Genomic DNA, 18,030 nt, shown 5'->3' with positions numbered 1-18,030 from the left:
CTACGGCTTACCGATAGATTTACAGTAGTTTTGAGTTGCATGGTGCGATAGTCACTTTGCAAAGCTGTGCAGAAACGAAGATCACCCCTGATTTCAAAAGGCTGATTTGCATGGCACGACCTGTACAAAAATGAACCCAAATTGCATCATAGAAAACCTATTATGACTACAGTCCAACCTCAACATCCCAAAATCTTTCGCCACTTGACAACGTTCTTAGTACCGGGATTATTAACCTTAGGAACTGCGTTCACATTAGTCAGTTGCTCTGGAGACAGTCAAAAAGCAGCAAACTTGTCTCCCATAGACACATCTAGCACCAAAATATCTCAACTCTGGGCAGCCAAAATCAATCCAGCATCCAACAACTCAATATCTAAACTATTCGCTGCTTCAATACCTCAACTATCGGGTATTAAAATAGCGCAAGCATCCAACAAACCACCAGGAATTAAAACCAATGTCATCCGCGTCGGGTTTCAAACAGCTGGTGATTTAGTCAAGATCACCGGAGTCTTAGAAAAACGTTTAGAACCCTTGGGTGTCAAAGTAGAGTGGGCACAATTTGCCCAAGGGCCGCAGCTGATGGAAGCCATGAATGTTGGCAGAATAGATTTAGGTTCCGTGGGAGAAACCCCTCCCATATTTGCCCAAGCTGCAGGTGCGCCGATAGTTTATGTAGTTGGTTCAAAACAAACTAAACAAAGTGGTAAAGGAAGTGCGCTGGTAGTGCCACCCGATTCTCCAATTAAGAGTGTCAAAGATATTAAAGGAAAAACAGTAGTCTTCCAAAAAGGTTCTGCATCTCACTATTTCATCCTCAGAGCCTTGGAAGATGTGGGTTTGAAATATCAGGATATTAAAGTCCAGAGTATACCTAACGTCGAAGCGGCTAGTGCATTTATAGAAGGGAAAATTCCCGTTTGGGCAACGGGTGATCCTCATTTAGCTAGGGCGGAAAAATTGGGTAAGGTAAGGATTCTGAGGAACGCCCAAGGGATTGAATCCCCAGGTGCATACTATGTTGGGCAGAAGAAATTCGCCATTGATAATCCCGGAGTGCTGCGGATAGTTATTGAGGAAATTGATAAAGTCCAGCGTTGGGCACAGGCAAATCCCAAAGAAATCGCCAAACTAGTTGTACAGTATCAAAAACTACCACCCGATGTGGTGGACTTGATCATTAGCCGTCGCACCTATGGATTGAGAGGCATTTCTCCTTCTTTAATCAAGGAGCAACAGCGAGTTGCTGATTACTTCTATAAAAATGGTGTGATTCCTAAACCTGTGAATATTCAGGAAGCTGTGCTGACACCCCAACAGTATGCGGCTATTACTCCATCTACAATCAGCCAAAAATAGCCTCAATTAGGGCAGCTTGTTGCAACGAGAAGCGACAATTTATTTTTTGAAATTTGTACTTCAACTCAGCACAGATAAGTAAAAGAGTTTATCTGTGTTTTTTATGGCCTTTTAAAGTTTTATAATACCGATTTGCAAAAAGAATACAACAGATACATTCGTAGGGGCGGAGTTTCCCCGCCCTTCTTCAAGACAATCCATGTATCGCAATCATTAATTAAATTGGTATAAGTATAGAAAAACCTCACCGACAATTGGCGAGGACAGCGAGGTAAAATAGTGAAATTTCCCACTCCCCCAAGTAGGCTGCAAATAATACACCGTACGTACATCATCTTGGTGTTAGTGCTATGTTTTTGTGTCATCAATAGTAAACAGGCGATCGCCGCAAATATATCTGGTGATTTACTCAAGCAACCAGCTAAAGAAATTACAGTCAGCTTGGGTAATTCTACTAACGAACTCAAGTTTGAGCCGAATAAGCTGGAGTTTCTAGCAGGCAAACGGTACACTCTTCATCTCACCAATCCCAGCCAACTCAAGCACTATTTCACCGCGAAAGACTTTGCCGATGGCATCTGGACACAAAAAGTCGAAGCTGGGAAAGTGGAAATTAAAGGAGCCATCCACGAATTGGAACTGAAACCAGGCGCTGAGGCAGAATGGGTATTTGTACCGCTGAAATCAGGAAAATACGCCCTGCACTGTACCATACCAGGACACACAGAAGCAGGTATGACTGGAGAGATTGCCGTAAACAATTAAATCAGTCAACAGTCATCCATCATCACAAGTAGTAGTTTGAGGTTAAAAATAAGTTAATTTAAATAAAGATATTATTTCTCAACTAACCTCGAGCAAATCACCTTAAACCTTTCAGCACCAATAATTTTTTAATCCCCTATGAACATTCTCACTAACTTATTTTCTCAAACTACTCAGCAACCATTTTCAAAAAAACAACGCCGAGGCATTGAAATCAAATCGCCGCGTGAAATAGATATTATGCGGCAAGCAGCAAAAATTGTGGCAACAGTCCTCAAAGAAATTTCTGGTTTGGTGCAGCCAGGAATGACTACAGCTGATTTAGATACCTATGCAGAAAAACGCATCCGCGAAATGGATGCAACACCTAGCTTTAAGGGATATCACGGTTTTCCTGGTTCAATTTGTTCCAGTATTAACAATGAAGTTGTGCATGGTATCCCTAATCCTAAGAAAGTGATTCGGACTGGGGATGTATTAAAAGTAGATACGGGAGCTTATTATCAAGGTTTTCACGGTGATTCTTGCATTACAATTGCCGTAGGTGAGGTGACACCAGAAGCTGCTAAATTAATCCGCGTAGCTGAAGAAGCCCTCTATAAAGGTATTGAGCAAGTTAAAGCGGGTATTTACCTACTTGATATGGCTGGGGCAATAGAAGACCATGTGAAAGCTAATGGTTTTACTGTAGTGGAAGAATTCACAGGACACGGTGTTGGTCGTAACTTGCATGAAGAACCTTCCGTGTTCAACTTTCGTACGCGGGAAATGCCCAATGTAAAATTACGTGCGGGGATGACGTTGGCAATTGAGCCAATTTTGAACGCTGGTTCTAGACACACACGGACATTATCTGACCGTTGGACAGCTGTAACTATGGATAATTCGCTGTCGGCTCAGTTTGAGCATACCGTGTTAGTGACAGAAACTGGTTATGAGATTTTGACAGATCGCACAAAAGTTTAATTGCTCGACTGTTGACAGTCAATGACTACAGAGTGCGATCGCAATGACGCAATTATTCTTGGCTTAAGGCAGAAATAATTCCGCAAATGGTATTTGGATGTCGGGAAACGCTAAAGGTGCGATGGTTGCATCTTGCTGTAGGATAATTTCTTCTTGGTAGCCTGATTGTGTCGGCTGACGCAAAATATAAACTTGGCGCTCAATCACATCTATTCACTGCGTTACGCTCAGTATGACAAAGTTCAGCTTTTATCCGTTTGTAGTATAAGAGATTTTCAAGCCTGTTCCCTGACATAGCATCTTCCCTAAGCAACTTATTGATTTTTGTTTACTTACATAGAATAAATATTTTCTGACAAATGAGCGGCCATTTTCCAGTAAAGTCAGGATAACTCTGTTGGGTTTAAATCAACAACACGACAAGACTATGAATGAAATTGATTTAGCATTTACCCCAGCCCTAGAGTTGGCGCAATTAATCCGTCGCCGGGAAGTGTCTCCCCTAGAGTTGGTAGAAATATATTTAGAACGGATTCAACAATTAAATCCTCAATTGGGCAGTTATTTTACGGTAACGGCAGATTTGGCGATCGCAGATGCCAAAGCCAAAACAGAAATACTACTAGATGCGTCAGAATTACCACCATTTTTTGGTGTACCCATTTCCATTAAAGACCTCAATGCTGTCGCAGGCGTTCCCTGCACCTATGGAAGTGCGGTGTGTCTAAATAATATTCCTGAATATGACGATGGAGTCGTATCGCGGATTAAAGCTGCCGGGTTTATTCTCCTCGGTAAAACAGCGACTTCCGAAATTGGTTCGTTTCCTTACAGCGAACCTACGGGATTTCCCCCAGCCAGAAATCCGTGGAACTTAGCATATACTCCCGGCGGTTCTAGTGGCGGTGCTGCATCATCGGTGGCTGCAGGATTATGTGCGATCGCCCAAGGTTCTGACGGCGGTGGCTCGATTCGCGGCCCTGCGGCTTGTTGTGGTTTAGTAGGCATTAAACCATCACGGGGAAGGGTGAGTAAAGCACCATTAGGCGATCGCTTGGCTGGGATTTCCACGAACGGGCCAATTGCCCGGACTGTGGCTGATGCAGCGGCCCTTTTGGATACAATGTCTGGCTATGCCACAGGCGATCCTTACTGGTTACCCGATCCAGAACCATCATTTCTCGCCGCCACTCAGAACCAACTCGGTACTTTGCGAATTGCTTTTGCTACTAGCATTCCTCCCTTGGGTACAGCTGATGCTAACTGTACACAAGGGGTATTGCAAACAGTCAATTTATTAGCAGAACTCGGTCATCAAATTACAGAAAAATGTCCAGATTTCAGCGGCTTAGTTGCACCGTTTCAAGTCGTCTGGCAAGCTGGGATAGTGGGATCGGGGTTTCCGCCTGATGTCTTGCAACCCATGAATCGCTGGCTGTTTACACGTACAGGTTCTGTGGCTGAATATGTCCAAGCTGTGGCTCAATTGCAAATAGCGGCTAGGCAAATTGTGGCATTTTTTGAGACTGTAGATGTGCTGGTCTTACCAGTGTATCTGCATTCACCCATCCGGGTGGGGGAATGGGCTGATTTGAGTCCAGAAGAAACATTTCAAAATATTATTAATTGGGTAGCCCCTTGTCCTGCAGCTAATGCAACTGGACAACCAGCGATCGCTCTCCCAGTAGGTTTTGATAGCGATGGCCTACCCATTAGTGTGCAACTTATTGGTAAACCCGCAGCAGAAGCCACCCTAATTAGCCTAGCAGCACAACTAGAAGCCGCTAATCCTTGGATTCAGCATCGTCCAGCATTTGCCACATAATGCCAAATAGTGCAGACATTCCTAAACTCTGGCTAATTTGTTTGCAGATTTAACACTGCATTGCTTTGCTATTTAACGTTGTCGCAGATAGGGGCAAACGGTTGTTCGCCCTCATCCGGCTTCAAGAGGTGACAAGATTCAAATTATCTTGTTCACGAGCAGCAGCAACTAGAATTAAACACAGAGATGCGATCGCTTTTTGCCATTCCTCTCTAATCTTTGCATCTTCTACACCCGCAAATGTTTCTACCAGGCGAGGAACTGAAGCTTCTAAAGCCGGACGACTTACTGGACGGTGTAATTCAACTAAGCGAGTTAAACTTTCTTGATTATTGAGGAACCCCACTACCCATTTTGTTGCGTGGTCGGGACTATCTGGAACGCGTTCGACTCCCAATTCATTTTTTAGCCAATTGTAAAAAGGTGGTAGTTCCTTCGCTAAAACTGCTCCTGCTGTGGGTAATGTTTCTTTTAGTAACTTCGTGTCTAAGCTTTCTAATTTTTGCTGCAATTCAGCCGATTGGAGCAACTCATTGAGTGGTTTTGCCAGAATAACTTCTAACTGAGGCTCAGGAATATCTAGATGTTCAGAGAAAGTAGAAAGTAGTAATGACATCTGCGAAGGTTCCCCCTAGGAGCGAAAGTTTGTTCATTGACATAATTGTTATAGCGTTTCCCTTTGATATGGGGTACGATATTATACCGCTAGGTGTAGGAGCAAGGCACTGCCGTGCCCTAGGTTGGGAAACGCTATATGCAGCTATTATACCAACGGAACGGAGATATTTTTTGTTAGCGGCTGCTAGAACTTGGTAGTGCAGATGCGGTAGGAAAATCGAGGATAGTATTGTTCATCAGTGTGACTCTATGAATTCGTTCTATCCTCAATTTGCGAAGAATTTATTCAGATGTCTTTGAAGTAGATCAAAGAAAGAAATTATCTTTTACTACCAATCTTTTTCCCCTTAGAGAAAAGCTCGGTTTCACTATCGGCTGTCGCTGCTGCGGTTGCTATGGTATTTTTTTCCGTCAAGTATGGTGAATAAGTGGTAGAAGCAAATTTCTCAATTTCAAGTGAGTCCTGATCATTCGCATCTATGGCTAGGGAGGAAGAAGCGAATTTCTCAATCTCAAGTGAGTCCTGATTATTCACATCTATGGCTAGTGAGGAAGCGGAAGGGATCGAGGATTTTGCATCCTTAAGGCTTGGGCTAACGTCCTTACCTTGAATGCTAATAGCTTTGGCAACGATGTTATTAGTTTCATCGCTTTCGGTGACATTATTTTGGTCATCGCCCACATATAACAGGTAATAATCCCCACTCGCAATATTGCTATCTAGATTGAAGGTTTTGGTATGAGGGATATATTCACCAGCACTTATAGGCTCAACCGAGTCATAACCTAATAAGGTATCACTACTATCCCACTTATCATCTTTGGATAGATAGAAGCCAACCCTATGCTCACCTGTATCTCCACTACCAATATTTTTCTCATTGTACGAAAGGCTGATTTCACTGCCTGCTTTCGCTCTTTCAGGTGATAGGTCATTGTCTACATCTATGATCAAGTCTGGTGCAGAACTAGTAGAAGCAAATTTTTCTACATTCTGATCTATGGATAGGGAGGAAGTTGAATTGATGGGAGATTCTGTATCGTTGAAGCTTAGATTACTACTCTTTGCTTTTTTACCTTGAATGGTAATCTTTTTGGCAAAGAAGTTATTAGTTTCATTGCTTTCGTTGACACTATTATTGTTATCGCTGACATACAGCAGGTAATAATCACCAGTGGCGAGATTCTCATCTAAGCTGAATTCCTTGGTTCGGGAGATATCTTTATTAGCACGTAAACCCTTAACTGATTTCTCACCTAATAGGGTATCACTACTATCCCACTTATTATCTTTGGATAGATAGAACCCAACCTTATGTTCACCTGCATCTTCATTACCAATATTCCTCTCCGTATAGGAAAGCTTAATCTTACTACCTGCTTTCGCAGTGTTGGGTGCGTCGCCATTTCTTACGGTCAGGTCTGGTGAAGAAGTCGCTCTAATGCTAATCTGTTTGGCAACGAAGTTATTGTCTTCTTTACTTTCTTTGACACTAGACCAGTCATCGGCGACATACAGCACATAATAATCCCCAGTCTTGATATTCTGATCTAAGGTGAATTCCTTGGTTTGGGATGTAGATGCACCAGCAGCTAAACTCTGAACTTTATTAAAAGAGTTAGTACCTAATAAAGTGTCACTACTATCCCATTTATCATCTTTGGATAGATAGAAACCGACATAGTGACTACCCGCGTTTCTACTACCAATATTTTTCACCGTATAGGTGAGTGTGACCTTATCACCTGCTGTTGCCTTTACAATCTCACTAGGCTTTTCTATGATCAAGTCAGGTAGTTTAGCAGAACTACTACTAGAAGTGCCAGTAAATAGATTCTCTGTACTGAGGGATTTAAGATCACTGTTGGAGCCAAGTACACTTGCTTGAGTTCCATTAGCCAAACCGGTATTAGCAGTGTCTAAAGCATTAGCACTGTTGTTATTTGCTGCAAACATGTGTACTCTCCTAGATTTTCAGAAATGCGTGTTTTCAGTGAATAAATCCAACAGCATTTAGCGATTAATAGACTTTACAAGTCTCAATCGCGCATAGCTGAATATGAGAAGCTGTTTTCACCTCTCTCCAGCTTTCAAGCTGGGAGATTGAAATGACGAATTCAAGGGATGATTCAGACATCCCTTTAGGATTTTTTAGATTTTCTTTCCCAGATGTAAAGTCTAGTAGGAACGCTCGTAATTCCCCATTACTGGCTATTTCTCGCTGGATTTTCTGCAGATAAATCTCCCGAAAAGGATTTTCACGATGATCTTTTCCGAAGATTATTCCCACATTGTACAGCTATTTTCTCGTAAATCAACCATATCTTACAATTTACAGCCTAGAAGCGCAGAGTTGAGCCAGCATAGTCTTTCTGCTTTCTTCCTAGTCGTTCTCGCGCTCCTTACCGACGAGAAGCTAGACGAAGGTAGAAGCAGGCTATGCATAGGGTTTAGGACAGTAGAAGCTTTGATCTGACTGCTTTCTGAGACGCAAAGATATGTATAAGTCAGAATTTGGTCTAAATACGTGAAAAGTGCTGTTATTTCAACAATAGCACAATAGACTTTATTTAAGTCTCATCGTTGAGAACTTTAGCTAGTGTTCCCTGTTCCTCACGCGGTTTTAACCAGCCTTACTTATAAAGCTAGTTTGGGCTAAATTTTTGTCTAAGTACGCTATTTTATTAATTCGTAGCTAATAAATTTAGTCAGCCTCGGTGTCCCTCTGCGCTTTCCTCCGCGCTTCTCTGCGTTTAAAAAAGCTACCATTTTACGAAAAGCTGTACTAAGGAGATTTCCAAAATAGAAATTGCCAGTAGGGGCAAACGGTTGTTTACCCTCCAATTGGTAAGATTATTGTGAGAAATCACCTAAGTCCTGTTATTAGCTTCTACATTTTGCACCCTGGGGAGTAGCATCAGGATAGAACGTAACGATCGCCTTTTCTTTGCTGACAAAAACTGTGGGGAAAGTTGTACCAGTTTCAGAATCTTTAACAATATAAATACAAGCTGCTTCTGTGTTTCTTTGGAGCTTGAAAACTTTGGTTGCATCTAAAAGCATTTCTTGGGCATTGCTGAGATAGCTATAGCCTTTAATATTATCTCTGACTGTACGGCTACCTTGTTTAATTAGGATTCCGACTGTATAAATTACACCAGGAATAACTTCCTCTTTTGCTTGATTATTCGGCAAGCGTCCAGCAATTCCTTGATTTTGTAATTGTAAATATCTGCCGTAAAAATGTAAGCCTCCAATATCGTTGGCGTTATAAATTTCACCACAAAAAATATGTTCAAATCCCCGACGTTTGATCCAAATATTGGTTAAATCTTCTAAAAATTGTGCCTTATTTTTGCGACCTGGGCGCAGTTCACCACCGCTAACTTGCTGAAGTTTCTTGACTACATCAGGGTAATTGGATAGCAACTGTTGAAATTTATCAGCGCTAACTCTTGTCCCAATCGAACCGCAGGTATTGAGTACAGCTTCATCGAAGGGATTAAGCTTTGGTGGTAGGGGCGAAATGTCTAACTGCTCACCGGCTGGGAACCCGACAGGAACGGGATTATCTACGTTATCAAAAAATGGCAGCAATTGGGTAGTTTGTGGCTGTGCATACACAGAATTTTGCCCACCCAATGAGCAAGCTAATAGTAGTAAAAAGAATCGACTCCCTACTCGGTGAAATAACTGCTTTCTAGAAATTGATTGCATAAGTTTTTCATAGAGTGCTGATATTGTTGAATGTAGAGGATTAGTGCAAATAAATAAAGAGAATAAACTACAAAATAGTCCAGTAGTGGCGTGTCAAGCCTAAATTTGTGCGTTAACCAAAAACACATCATACGGGCACGGCACTGGTAAAATTATCAGCTTGTGGAAAAGATTGAGGATGTCGTGCCCCTACTGAACGGGATTGCCTTTTATGGGCAGTTTATTTGATTTAATTAATGCCACATTTTAGCTTTGCCACGTCACTACTGGAACGAAATAGCTAAAAAAACAAAGAGACGCGTTATGGCAATTCTCGGTGACGTGAGGTACACCTATAAGGGCGCGGCAATGCCGTGCCCCTACAGCTTCCGATATAATTTTGTACTGCACCTGAATGGGAACCGCTATAGCGCAGCGGGACGTAGTCCAATTTCGCGTCTCTACAATTCAAAATTAAAAAAGTTGTGAATTATGCCTTCTTTAACCAGCTAAACATAGCGCGTAACTCTTTACCGACTTCTTCAATGGGATGTTCAGCTTCTTGACGACGCAAGGCGGTAAATCCAGGTTTACCAGCTTGGTTTTCGAGAACAAATTCCCGGGCAAATTGTCCAGATTGAATTTCGCTGAGAATCTTCCGCATTTCGGCTTTAGTTTCGTCGGTGACAATCCGCGGACCACGGGTATAGTCGCCATATTCAGCGGTGTTGGAAATGCTATCGCGCATTGTGGCTAAACCGCCTTCGACAACTAAGTCAACAATGAGTTTGACTTCATGCAGACATTCAAAATAAGCCAGTTCTGGTTGATAACCGGCATTTACCAAGGTTTCAAATCCGGCTTTGATTAAAGCACTCAAACCGCCACATAATACTGCTTGTTCGCCAAACAAATCGGTTTCGGTTTCTTCGCGGAAAGAAGTTTCCAGAACACCAGCGCGGGTACCACCGATGCCTTTAGCATATGCCAAAGCGCGATCGCGTGCCTTACCGCTAGCATCTTGATAAACGGCAAACAGCGCCGGTACGCCTTCCCCTTGTTCATAAGTCCGCCGTACCAAATGCCCTGGCCCTTTGGGAGCTACCATTACCACATCTACGTTTGCAGGTGGTATAACTTGCCCAAAATGAATATTAAAGCCGTGAGCAAAGGCTAGAGTATTACCTTCTTCTAAATTGGGTTCAATCTCATTTTTATAAACTGATTTTTGGACTTCATCAGGCAACAAAATCATAATGACATCAGCAGCCTTGGCAGCGTCTGCAACATCTTTCACAGTTAGCCCAGCTGCTGTGGCTTTTGCCGCTGACTTACTGCCTGGATATAGCCCGACAATGACATTTAAACCACTATCTTTTAAATTCAGGGCGTGGGCATGACCTTGAGAACCATAACCGATAATTGCAATGGTTTTTCCCGCAAAAAGGTCTAAATTTCCATCTGTGTCATAATACAACCGGGCCATAGAGCATCTCCTGTCAGCAAGCATCGTCATTAATTCGCAGGCTTTCGATTGTACCGCAAATCAGTTATCAGTGAACAGTTATCAGTTATCAGTTATCAGTCCCTAATCCTAAGTTGCCCGATTAATTTGTTGCACTTCTTCATGAGACAGTGTGACATCTGCAGCACGGGCTGAGTCTTCGATGCTGGATATCTTGCTAGCGCCAGGAATCGGCAAGATAGCAGGAGACTGGGAACGCAACCATGCTAGAACGATATTATAAACTGATACACCTTTTGATTTCGCTAATTGAGCGATCGCCGGAATATCTGCCAAATTTGCATGGCGACGACTACCACCAAAGGGACTCCAAGGTAAAAATGTCAAGCCTTCTTGCTGACAATATTTCAAGACACCATCAATTTCTGGCTGTCGTTCCCAAGGACTGTATTGGTTTTGCACCGAGACAATATCAACCACATCCCGCGCCTGTTTAATTTGTTCCACAGAAAAGTTAGAAACTCCCACAAACCGAATTAAACCTGCATCCACCGCTTCTTTCACTGGCGCGAGGGATTGTGCAATGGTGTAATTAGGATCAGGGGCGTGGTATTGCCAAACATCAATGGGTTTTTCACTGCCCAACGCCTCATAACTTTCACGAATTGTCTGGCGCAAATGTTCCGGACTACCGTTGCGTCCCCAGCTACCATTAGGGCGCATTAAACCGCCCTTAGTAGCTACAACCACTTGGCTAATATCGCCGTTGTAACTGGTAAGTGCTTTGTGAATCAGTTTTTCATTATGGTGCTTATCTGACTCATCTAGGCAATAAGAGTCGGCAGTATCAATAAATGTGATTCCCAAATCTAACGCCCGATGGATAACTGCGATAGATTGCGATTCCGCTGGGCGATTGGCTATCGACATCGGCATCCCACCCAAACCAATCGCACTGACGAATATACCTGTGTTTCCTAGCTGTTTAGTTTCCATGCTTCTAGTTTAACGACTCGTATTGGCGGCGGTAGAAAACCTCAAACGTATAACCAGCCAATCTCCACCTACCGCTGCACTTTAATTGTTACACTCCCAGCAGACTACTTCGCACCATCACCGAGAACTTCTATCCCCGCCGCTAATCTATGTTTCATGCGGCGATCGCCTCCAAATGACAGCCCAGTCACAATATTTGTTGCATAAACTGCAACAATACACACTACAAACCTCCCAAGCAGCCATACTGGCAGTAAATTCATCTATCTCTAGTTAAATTATGAGTAAACTATCTGTATTTGTAAGCCTGCTATTGGGGGGATTAATCTTTACAAGTTGTGCTTCTACATCTTCGTCATCAAATCAGGCAGAACTTTCCAATCAAGCCGGATCAGCCGCCGCACCTGTTGCTGCTGATACCATACAGCAAAAAGCAGAAGCTATAAAACAAGTACCCCGTTCCCGTCCCCAACTCATCAAGAAAGCCTCAATTGCCCTGATTGTCAACTCTGTAGATAAAAGTATTGATGCTGTGTCGCAACTGATCAATAAACAGCAAGGGGACTTAATTGGGTTAAAAGAACAACAGCCCACAAAAAATAATGGGCGTCATACCGCATCGATCACCCTGCGGATACCACAAAACTTACTGGAACCCACCCTAAATGAACTAGCTAAATTAGGCACTGTCAAAAGTCGCAACATCACAGCAGACGACGTGAGCAATCAGCTGGTAGATTCCCAAGCCAGATTAACCAATTTGCGGAAAACGGAAGCCAATTTACAAAAAATTATGGATCGAGCCGGTTCCGTAAAAGATGTATTAAGCGTTGCCCAAGAGTTGAGTAATATTCGGCAATCAATCGAGCAAATTGATGCCCAATTAAAAAACTTACAAAATCAAGTCGCATACTCCGCTATCACACTAAACCTAGAAGCAGCAGTTTCTAGTACTAGTCCACAAAGTGGCTTGGGTTCACAAGTGCAAGAAACTTGGAACAACTCCACTAACTCTTTTGGTAGATTGACTGTGGGCTTACTCAAGTTGGGTATCTGGTTGATGGTTTACAGTCCTTACTTGTTGCTTTTAGCGGCTGGTGTGTATGGCTTGAATCGTTGGCGGCTGCATACACAAATTTTGAGGGTGCAACCTTTAGAAGGCAATAGGCAAGAAGGCAATAGGCAATAGGGAAATCCCCATAATTACAATTAGGTGTTCCGTGAGCGCTCAGTATGTGTAGTGGCGTGTCAAGGCTAAATTTGTGCGTTAACCAAAAATACATTGTACGGGCACGGCACTAGTAAAATTATCGGCTAGTCGAAAAGATTTAGGATGCCGTGCCCCTACCAGGCTTTTATGGGCGGCTCATAAGTCTAAAAATTGTACTAATTAACACGAAATAATCATCCTCAGAAATGCCAAGATCAAAAAAGGATGCCCAAGAGTATTGAAAATACTATGCCAGAACTACACCAATCAATTGCTCAACACTACCATGAACGGACTAAATATGATCCGGAGACTCTGGCCTCAAAAAGTCAAAGGTTAGACTGGGCTAAACAGCCAGTACCGTTCAAAGAGTACAAAATTGGTTCGTCTTTTGATCTCAAACCCTACATACTCGAACAACCAGAGGCTTTTACTAATAATCCCAATGCTCGATGGTGGCAGAGATTGGCGCGGTTGCTGTTTCGTAGTTATGGGCTGACGGCGAGAATACCTTCTATGGGCAGTACGGTATATTTACGATCTGCACCCAGTGCCGGCGGGTTGTATCCTGCTGAGGTTTATCTGGTTTCCCGTGGTACACCTTTGTTGCCACCTGGGTTGTATAACTATCAGTGTCGGACTAATTCTCTGATGCATTTTTGGGAAAGTGATGTTTGGTCTAGTTTGCAAGCAGGTTGTTTTTGGCATCCTTCTCTAGAAAATACTCAATTGGCAATTATCGTCACAGCGGTATTTTACCGTTCTGCTTGGCGCTATGAAGATCGAGCTTATCGGCGGATTTTTTTGGATACAGGGCATCTCTTGGGTAATATCGAGTTAGCTGCGGCGGTAAATGACTATCGCCCGCACTTGATTGGTGGCTTTGTCGATGATGCTATCAATGATTTATTGTATATCGATCCACAACAAGAAGGTGCGATCGCTGTCCTTCCTCTGGCAGACTTATTAGATATCCAGCAAAACTTACCCACAGGACGGACTGCTTTACCTTCCGCTACTGAAACCAATTATCCCCGCATCCCTGATGGTGAATTGCTAACTTATTTTCATCGGCACACACAAATTCAATCTGGTACAACTGGCAAACTGAATTTACCAGAAATCAAACAAGAAAAATCCTTGGAGGATAAATATAACTTTCCGTTCTGTCTGAAAATACCCACCGCCACCACGCCGATTTATTGGGGCAAAAATCTGTCGGAACTGGAAAACACCATGCACAAGCGACGTTCTACCCGTGCTTATAGTGGTAATGATTTAACCTTTGATGAACTCAAAGCTTTACTCGATTTCACCTACCAACCCCAAAGTTATCTTGAGCAAAGTTTAGATACTGCGCCCGATTATTTTGACCTGAATTTAATCGAAACATTTATTGCTGTTTGTGGGGTTAAAGGATTAGAGTCTGGTTGTTATTATTACGCCCCCAAAGCGCAGGAATTGCGGCAAATTCGCTTTAAAAACTTCCGGCAAGAATTACATTTTCTGTGTTTAGGGCAAGAATTGGGACGAGATGCCTCTGCTGTAGTATTCCATACAGCCGATCTTAAATCAGCGATCGCTCAATATGGCGATCGCGTCTATCGTTATTTACACATGGATGCTGGACATCTGGGACAACGCCTCAATCTAGCTGCCATTTACATGAATTTGGGTGTCAGCGGTATCGGTGGCTTTTTTGATGATCAAGTTAATGAGGTTTTGGGTATTCCTACAGATGAGGCTGTTCTGTACATCACTACTTTAGGGAAGCCAAGATAAAAAATTTATCCCCTGAGTGAAGAAGCACAGGAGCAGGGGGCAGGGGGCAGGGCGAGAACGGGAGGACTTTAGTGGAGAGATGGAGGCTCTGGGCTGGATACATCAAGTTCTAATTCCCCACTGCCGCTGCTCCCTGCTATAAGTTATGTTGCACAAACTGACCATCATCTGGTAAAAATTCTAATGGGAGACCATGAATTTTATTAATAACTGCATCAAACCCTACTCTGCCCTCACGGGTAGCCCTCTTTTTACTTAAAGTGAGGGATATATCTGTGTGTAGCAAAAGCAAGGGTGATATGTTGGTTTTTAGGTAAAAGAAGTGAATTTAAATAGGAATTTTTACAATGGTGTTCATGATAGCTTCTTTTCCGGGAGTTCAGAGCTTAGTCAGCTTTATATGGGTCAAAATGACAACGACTTGAGAAATTTGAGACAGAGATTTCAATCTCACCCAATTTTCACCCCAAACACTTACCTCGGAAACATGTCAATAATTTTAAAATACCCTATTATATCAAAAGGTTTTTGCCATATAGGCAGTGATGTTGTTACCCAAAAATGAAAGTCAACGGTTAGAAGCACTCTATCAATATCAAATTTTAGATACACCAGCAGCGGCAGATTTTGATGATTTGGCTCAACTGGCTGCTGACCTTTGTGAAACACCAATTGCACTGATTAGCCTAGTTGATGCAGAACGAGAATGGTTCAAGTCAAAAATCGGCATCAATCAAGTGCAAGTTCCGCGCAGCACGTCCTTTGGTGGTTATACAATTGGCCAAAGCGAAATACTGATCATTCCAGATATTCTCCAGGATGAACGATTTGTAAATAATCCTCTAGTTACCTCATCTCCATATTGCCGCAGCTATGCAGGAGTTCCCTTAGTTACCTCCAGCGGCTTGGCCTTGGGCAGTCTTTGTATAATGGATCTTGCTCCTCGCCACTTCCAGCAGAAGGAGCAAGCCACCTTAAAACGCTTGGCACGACAGGTAATTAGATATTTAGATTCACATTTACAAAAAATTATTGATAATAGCCGCAAGGATTTTTCCCTGCTTTTTGCTAATCATCCCAAGCCAATGTGGGTATATGACCGGAAGACTCTGCAATTTTTAGATGTAAATGAAGCCGCTGTTATTCATTATGGCTATTCTCAAGCAGAATTCTTGCAAATGCGAATCACTGATATTCGTCTTCAAGAAGATGTGCCTAATTTGCTGGAATTTTTAGCTAAAAAAGGCACTAATTTAAGCTTTTCTGGGGAATGGAAGCATCTTCGCAAAAATGGGGAAATTATTGAAGTTGAAATAATGACACACCAAATAGATTATGCTGGTCAAGATGCTTGCCTAGTCTATGTGAGAGATATTACACAACGCAAAAAAATAGAACAAACCCTGCTTGAAAGTGAAATCAGATTTCGCACAATTTCCGAAGCAATTCCGATTCCGTTAGCTATTACTCGTTTATCTGATGGAACAATTTTACATGCTAACCAAGAGTTCCTCCAAATATTTAAATTATCTCTAGAGGATTTAGTTAATTGTAAAACTCCAGATCTTTATTACAATCCAGACGAGCGATGGGAAATATTAGCACATCTTACTCAACAAGGTTTTGTGCATAATTATGAAATTAAATTAAAAAGATTAGATGGTACTTGTTTTTGGGCGATCGCTTCGATCCAATATTTAAAATATAACCGAGAACCGGGAATTTTAACCGTACTTTATGACATTACTGAGCGCAAAAATATAGAAGTAAAACTACAAGAGCAAAATGAGTTTTTAAAAACTATATTTCAAAATATCCCCTTGATGATTGCACTCATTGATGTCAATGGTAGAGTCCAGTGGGTAAACCAAGAGTGGGAACGTATTTTAGGTTGGACTTTGGAAGATTGCCAAACTCATAATGTTCTGGAGTTCTTCTACCCTGATCCTAAATATCGTCAGCATGTAATTAATTTTATTCAATCTGCACAACGCGCGTGGGGCGACTTTCGGACTCAAGTACGAGATGGTCGTGTTATTGATACGTCTTGGACTAATATCCACCTTGTAAATGGTGACATCATTGGGATTGGAAAAGATATTACACCACGGATGCAAACGGAAAGGTCTTTAAAAGCTCAAGTTGAGCGAGAGCAATTAATGCGCGCCGTTGCTCAAAGAATTCGTCAATCACTGAATCTGCAAGATATTCTGAACGCCACCGTTCAAGAAGTCCGGGATTTACTTAGTGTTGACCGAGTCATAGTTTATCAGTTTTCCCCCGATATGATTGGTACGGTAGTTGCTGAATCGGTGGAACCTGGGTGGACAGTTTCTTTAGGTGTAGAGATTTATGATACCTGTTTTCAGACAGGTGGAGGAAAAGATTATTATCAGAGACGTAAAAGAGCGATCGCTAATATTTACGAAGCTGGACTCACTGACTGCCATCTTTGCTTACTAGAGCGGTTTGAAGTCAAAGCAAATTTAGTCGTACCCATTATTTTAGAGGTAAGTGGAGAAAATACTGGCTCTCGGCTTTGGGGTTTATTGATCGCGCATCAATGTTCAAGTCCACGGGAGTGGGAAACGCATCAATTGGATTTGCTCGATCAACTAACAGTACAAATTGCGATCGCCATTCAACAATCTAGCATATTTCAACAAGCTCAAAATGAACTAGCTGAACGGCAAAAAGCCGAAGTAAATTTAAGAAGTGCATTAGCAGAAAAAGAAGTACTATTAAAAGAAATTCATCATCGAGTTAAAAATAACTTACAGATTGTCTCTGGACTCTTAGAACTCCAATCGCAAACACTCAAAGATGTAGAATTAATCAAAACTCTCAGAGAAACTCAGAACCGCATTAAATCCATTTCTCTAATCCATAAAAACTTATACACATTTCCTAATATCGGACAAATAGATATAGCCGAATATATCTATACTCTGGCAACAAGCTTGTTGATTTCTTATCAAATTGTACCTGGTAGAATTGGACTAGAAACTAAGATAGATTCTGTCCATTTAAATATTGACCAAGCAATTGCTTGTGGATTAATCATTAACGAATTAATTTCTAATGCACTCAAACATGCTTTTTCTAACCAGCAAACAGGTACTATTACTATTAGCTTACGTAATCTTGAACAAAATATTGAAATGATCATCCAAGACAATGGTACTGGCTTGCCAAATGATATTGATTGGAAAAATTCTGGCTCTTTGGGTTTATCATTAGTCCATGATCTAGTGGTTGAACAACTAGATGGTTCTATTATTTTAGATAATCATCATGGAACAGTATTCAACATAAAATTTCCACAGTTAACTTCACAACCTTAA

14 protein-coding genes are annotated in these 18,030 nt (G+C 42.0%); 7 read left to right on the top strand and 7 right to left on the bottom strand.

Translation table 11 applies throughout. The features are described from left to right. The first annotated feature begins 162 nt into the window (after positions 1-162). The 3 genes from CAL7507_RS08755 to map all read left to right on the top strand — a co-directional run bounded on the left by CAL7507_RS08755 (position 163) and on the right by map (position 3,093). Positions 163-1,362 carry an aliphatic sulfonate ABC transporter substrate-binding protein gene (locus tag CAL7507_RS08755; RefSeq protein WP_015128104.1) on the top strand — a complete coding sequence of 400 codons (1,200 nt, stop codon included), beginning with the start codon at positions 163-165 and terminating at the stop codon, positions 1,360-1,362. A 330-nt stretch (positions 1,363-1,692) separates the two neighbouring features. Continuing rightward, on the top strand, positions 1,693-2,127 hold the full coding sequence (locus CAL7507_RS08750) for a cupredoxin domain-containing protein (protein ID WP_369750934.1): 435 nt from the start codon (positions 1,693-1,695) through the stop codon (positions 2,125-2,127). A gap of 138 nt (positions 2,128-2,265) precedes the next feature. After that, positions 2,266-3,093, top strand: a complete 828-nt coding sequence (map, locus tag CAL7507_RS08745) for a type I methionyl aminopeptidase (protein WP_015128102.1) — start codon at positions 2,266-2,268, stop codon at positions 3,091-3,093. Between the two features lie 63 nt (positions 3,094-3,156). Here map and CAL7507_RS32280 read toward each other — a convergent pair whose 3' ends face one another. After that, positions 3,157-3,300 carry a hypothetical protein gene (locus CAL7507_RS32280; RefSeq protein WP_160166323.1) on the bottom strand — a complete coding sequence of 48 codons (144 nt, stop codon included), beginning with the start codon at positions 3,298-3,300 and terminating at the stop codon, positions 3,157-3,159. Positions 3,301-3,520: 220 nt separating this feature from the next. Here CAL7507_RS32280 and CAL7507_RS08740 point away from each other — a divergent pair, with 220 nt between their 5' ends. Then, complete coding sequence (locus CAL7507_RS08740) at positions 3,521-4,918, top strand: amidase (protein WP_015128101.1); 1,398 nt, start codon at positions 3,521-3,523, stop codon at positions 4,916-4,918. A 121-nt stretch (positions 4,919-5,039) separates the two neighbouring features. Here the strand turns inward: CAL7507_RS08740 and CAL7507_RS08735 are convergent, their stop codons facing one another. The 6 genes from CAL7507_RS08735 to CAL7507_RS32275 all read right to left on the bottom strand — a co-directional run bounded on the left by CAL7507_RS08735 (position 5,040) and on the right by CAL7507_RS32275 (position 11,957). Beyond that, the gene (locus tag CAL7507_RS08735; RefSeq protein ID WP_015128100.1) at positions 5,040-5,534 is read right to left on the bottom strand and encodes a hypothetical protein; all 495 of its coding nucleotides are present in this window, start codon (positions 5,532-5,534) and stop codon (positions 5,040-5,042) included. A 321-nt stretch (positions 5,535-5,855) separates the two neighbouring features. Continuing rightward, the gene (locus CAL7507_RS08725; protein WP_015128099.1) at positions 5,856-7,493 is read right to left on the bottom strand and encodes a CARDB domain-containing protein; all 1,638 of its coding nucleotides are present in this window, start codon (positions 7,491-7,493) and stop codon (positions 5,856-5,858) included. 927 nt (positions 7,494-8,420) lie between these two features. Further along, positions 8,421-9,254 carry an EndoU domain-containing protein gene (locus tag CAL7507_RS08715; RefSeq protein ID WP_015128098.1) on the bottom strand — a complete coding sequence of 278 codons (834 nt, stop codon included), beginning with the start codon at positions 9,252-9,254 and terminating at the stop codon, positions 8,421-8,423. Between the two features lie 469 nt (positions 9,255-9,723). After that, positions 9,724-10,719: a ketol-acid reductoisomerase gene (gene ilvC / locus CAL7507_RS08710; protein WP_015128097.1), complete on the bottom strand. Its 996-nt coding sequence runs from the start codon at positions 10,717-10,719 to the stop codon at positions 9,724-9,726. A gap of 108 nt (positions 10,720-10,827) precedes the next feature. Beyond that, complete coding sequence (locus tag CAL7507_RS08705; RefSeq protein ID WP_015128096.1) at positions 10,828-11,694, bottom strand: aldo/keto reductase; 867 nt, start codon at positions 11,692-11,694, stop codon at positions 10,828-10,830. Between the two features lie 104 nt (positions 11,695-11,798). Continuing rightward, positions 11,799-11,957: a hypothetical protein gene (locus tag CAL7507_RS32275; RefSeq protein WP_015128095.1), complete on the bottom strand. Its 159-nt coding sequence runs from the start codon at positions 11,955-11,957 to the stop codon at positions 11,799-11,801. Positions 11,958-11,974: 17 nt separating this feature from the next. Here CAL7507_RS32275 and CAL7507_RS08700 point away from each other — a divergent pair, with 17 nt between their 5' ends. The 3 genes from CAL7507_RS08700 to CAL7507_RS08690 all read left to right on the top strand — a co-directional run bounded on the left by CAL7507_RS08700 (position 11,975) and on the right by CAL7507_RS08690 (position 18,030). Beyond that, on the top strand, positions 11,975-12,883 hold the full coding sequence (locus CAL7507_RS08700; protein ID WP_015128094.1) for a DUF4349 domain-containing protein: 909 nt from the start codon (positions 11,975-11,977) through the stop codon (positions 12,881-12,883). Positions 12,884-13,153: 270 nt separating this feature from the next. Then, positions 13,154-14,686, top strand: coding sequence for a SagB/ThcOx family dehydrogenase (locus CAL7507_RS08695; RefSeq protein ID WP_042341996.1), 1,533 nt, complete (start codon positions 13,154-13,156; stop codon positions 14,684-14,686). 545 nt (positions 14,687-15,231) lie between these two features. Beyond that, on the top strand, positions 15,232-18,030 hold the full coding sequence (locus CAL7507_RS08690) for a PAS domain S-box protein (protein ID WP_015128092.1): 2,799 nt from the start codon (positions 15,232-15,234) through the stop codon (positions 18,028-18,030).

This window comes from Calothrix sp. PCC 7507, assembly GCF_000316575.1.
Lineage (GTDB): Bacteria > Cyanobacteriota > Cyanobacteriia > Cyanobacteriales > Nostocaceae > Fortiea.
The sequence above is the reverse complement of the archived record's forward strand: the minus strand, read 5'-3'. Positions and strand labels throughout refer to the sequence as shown.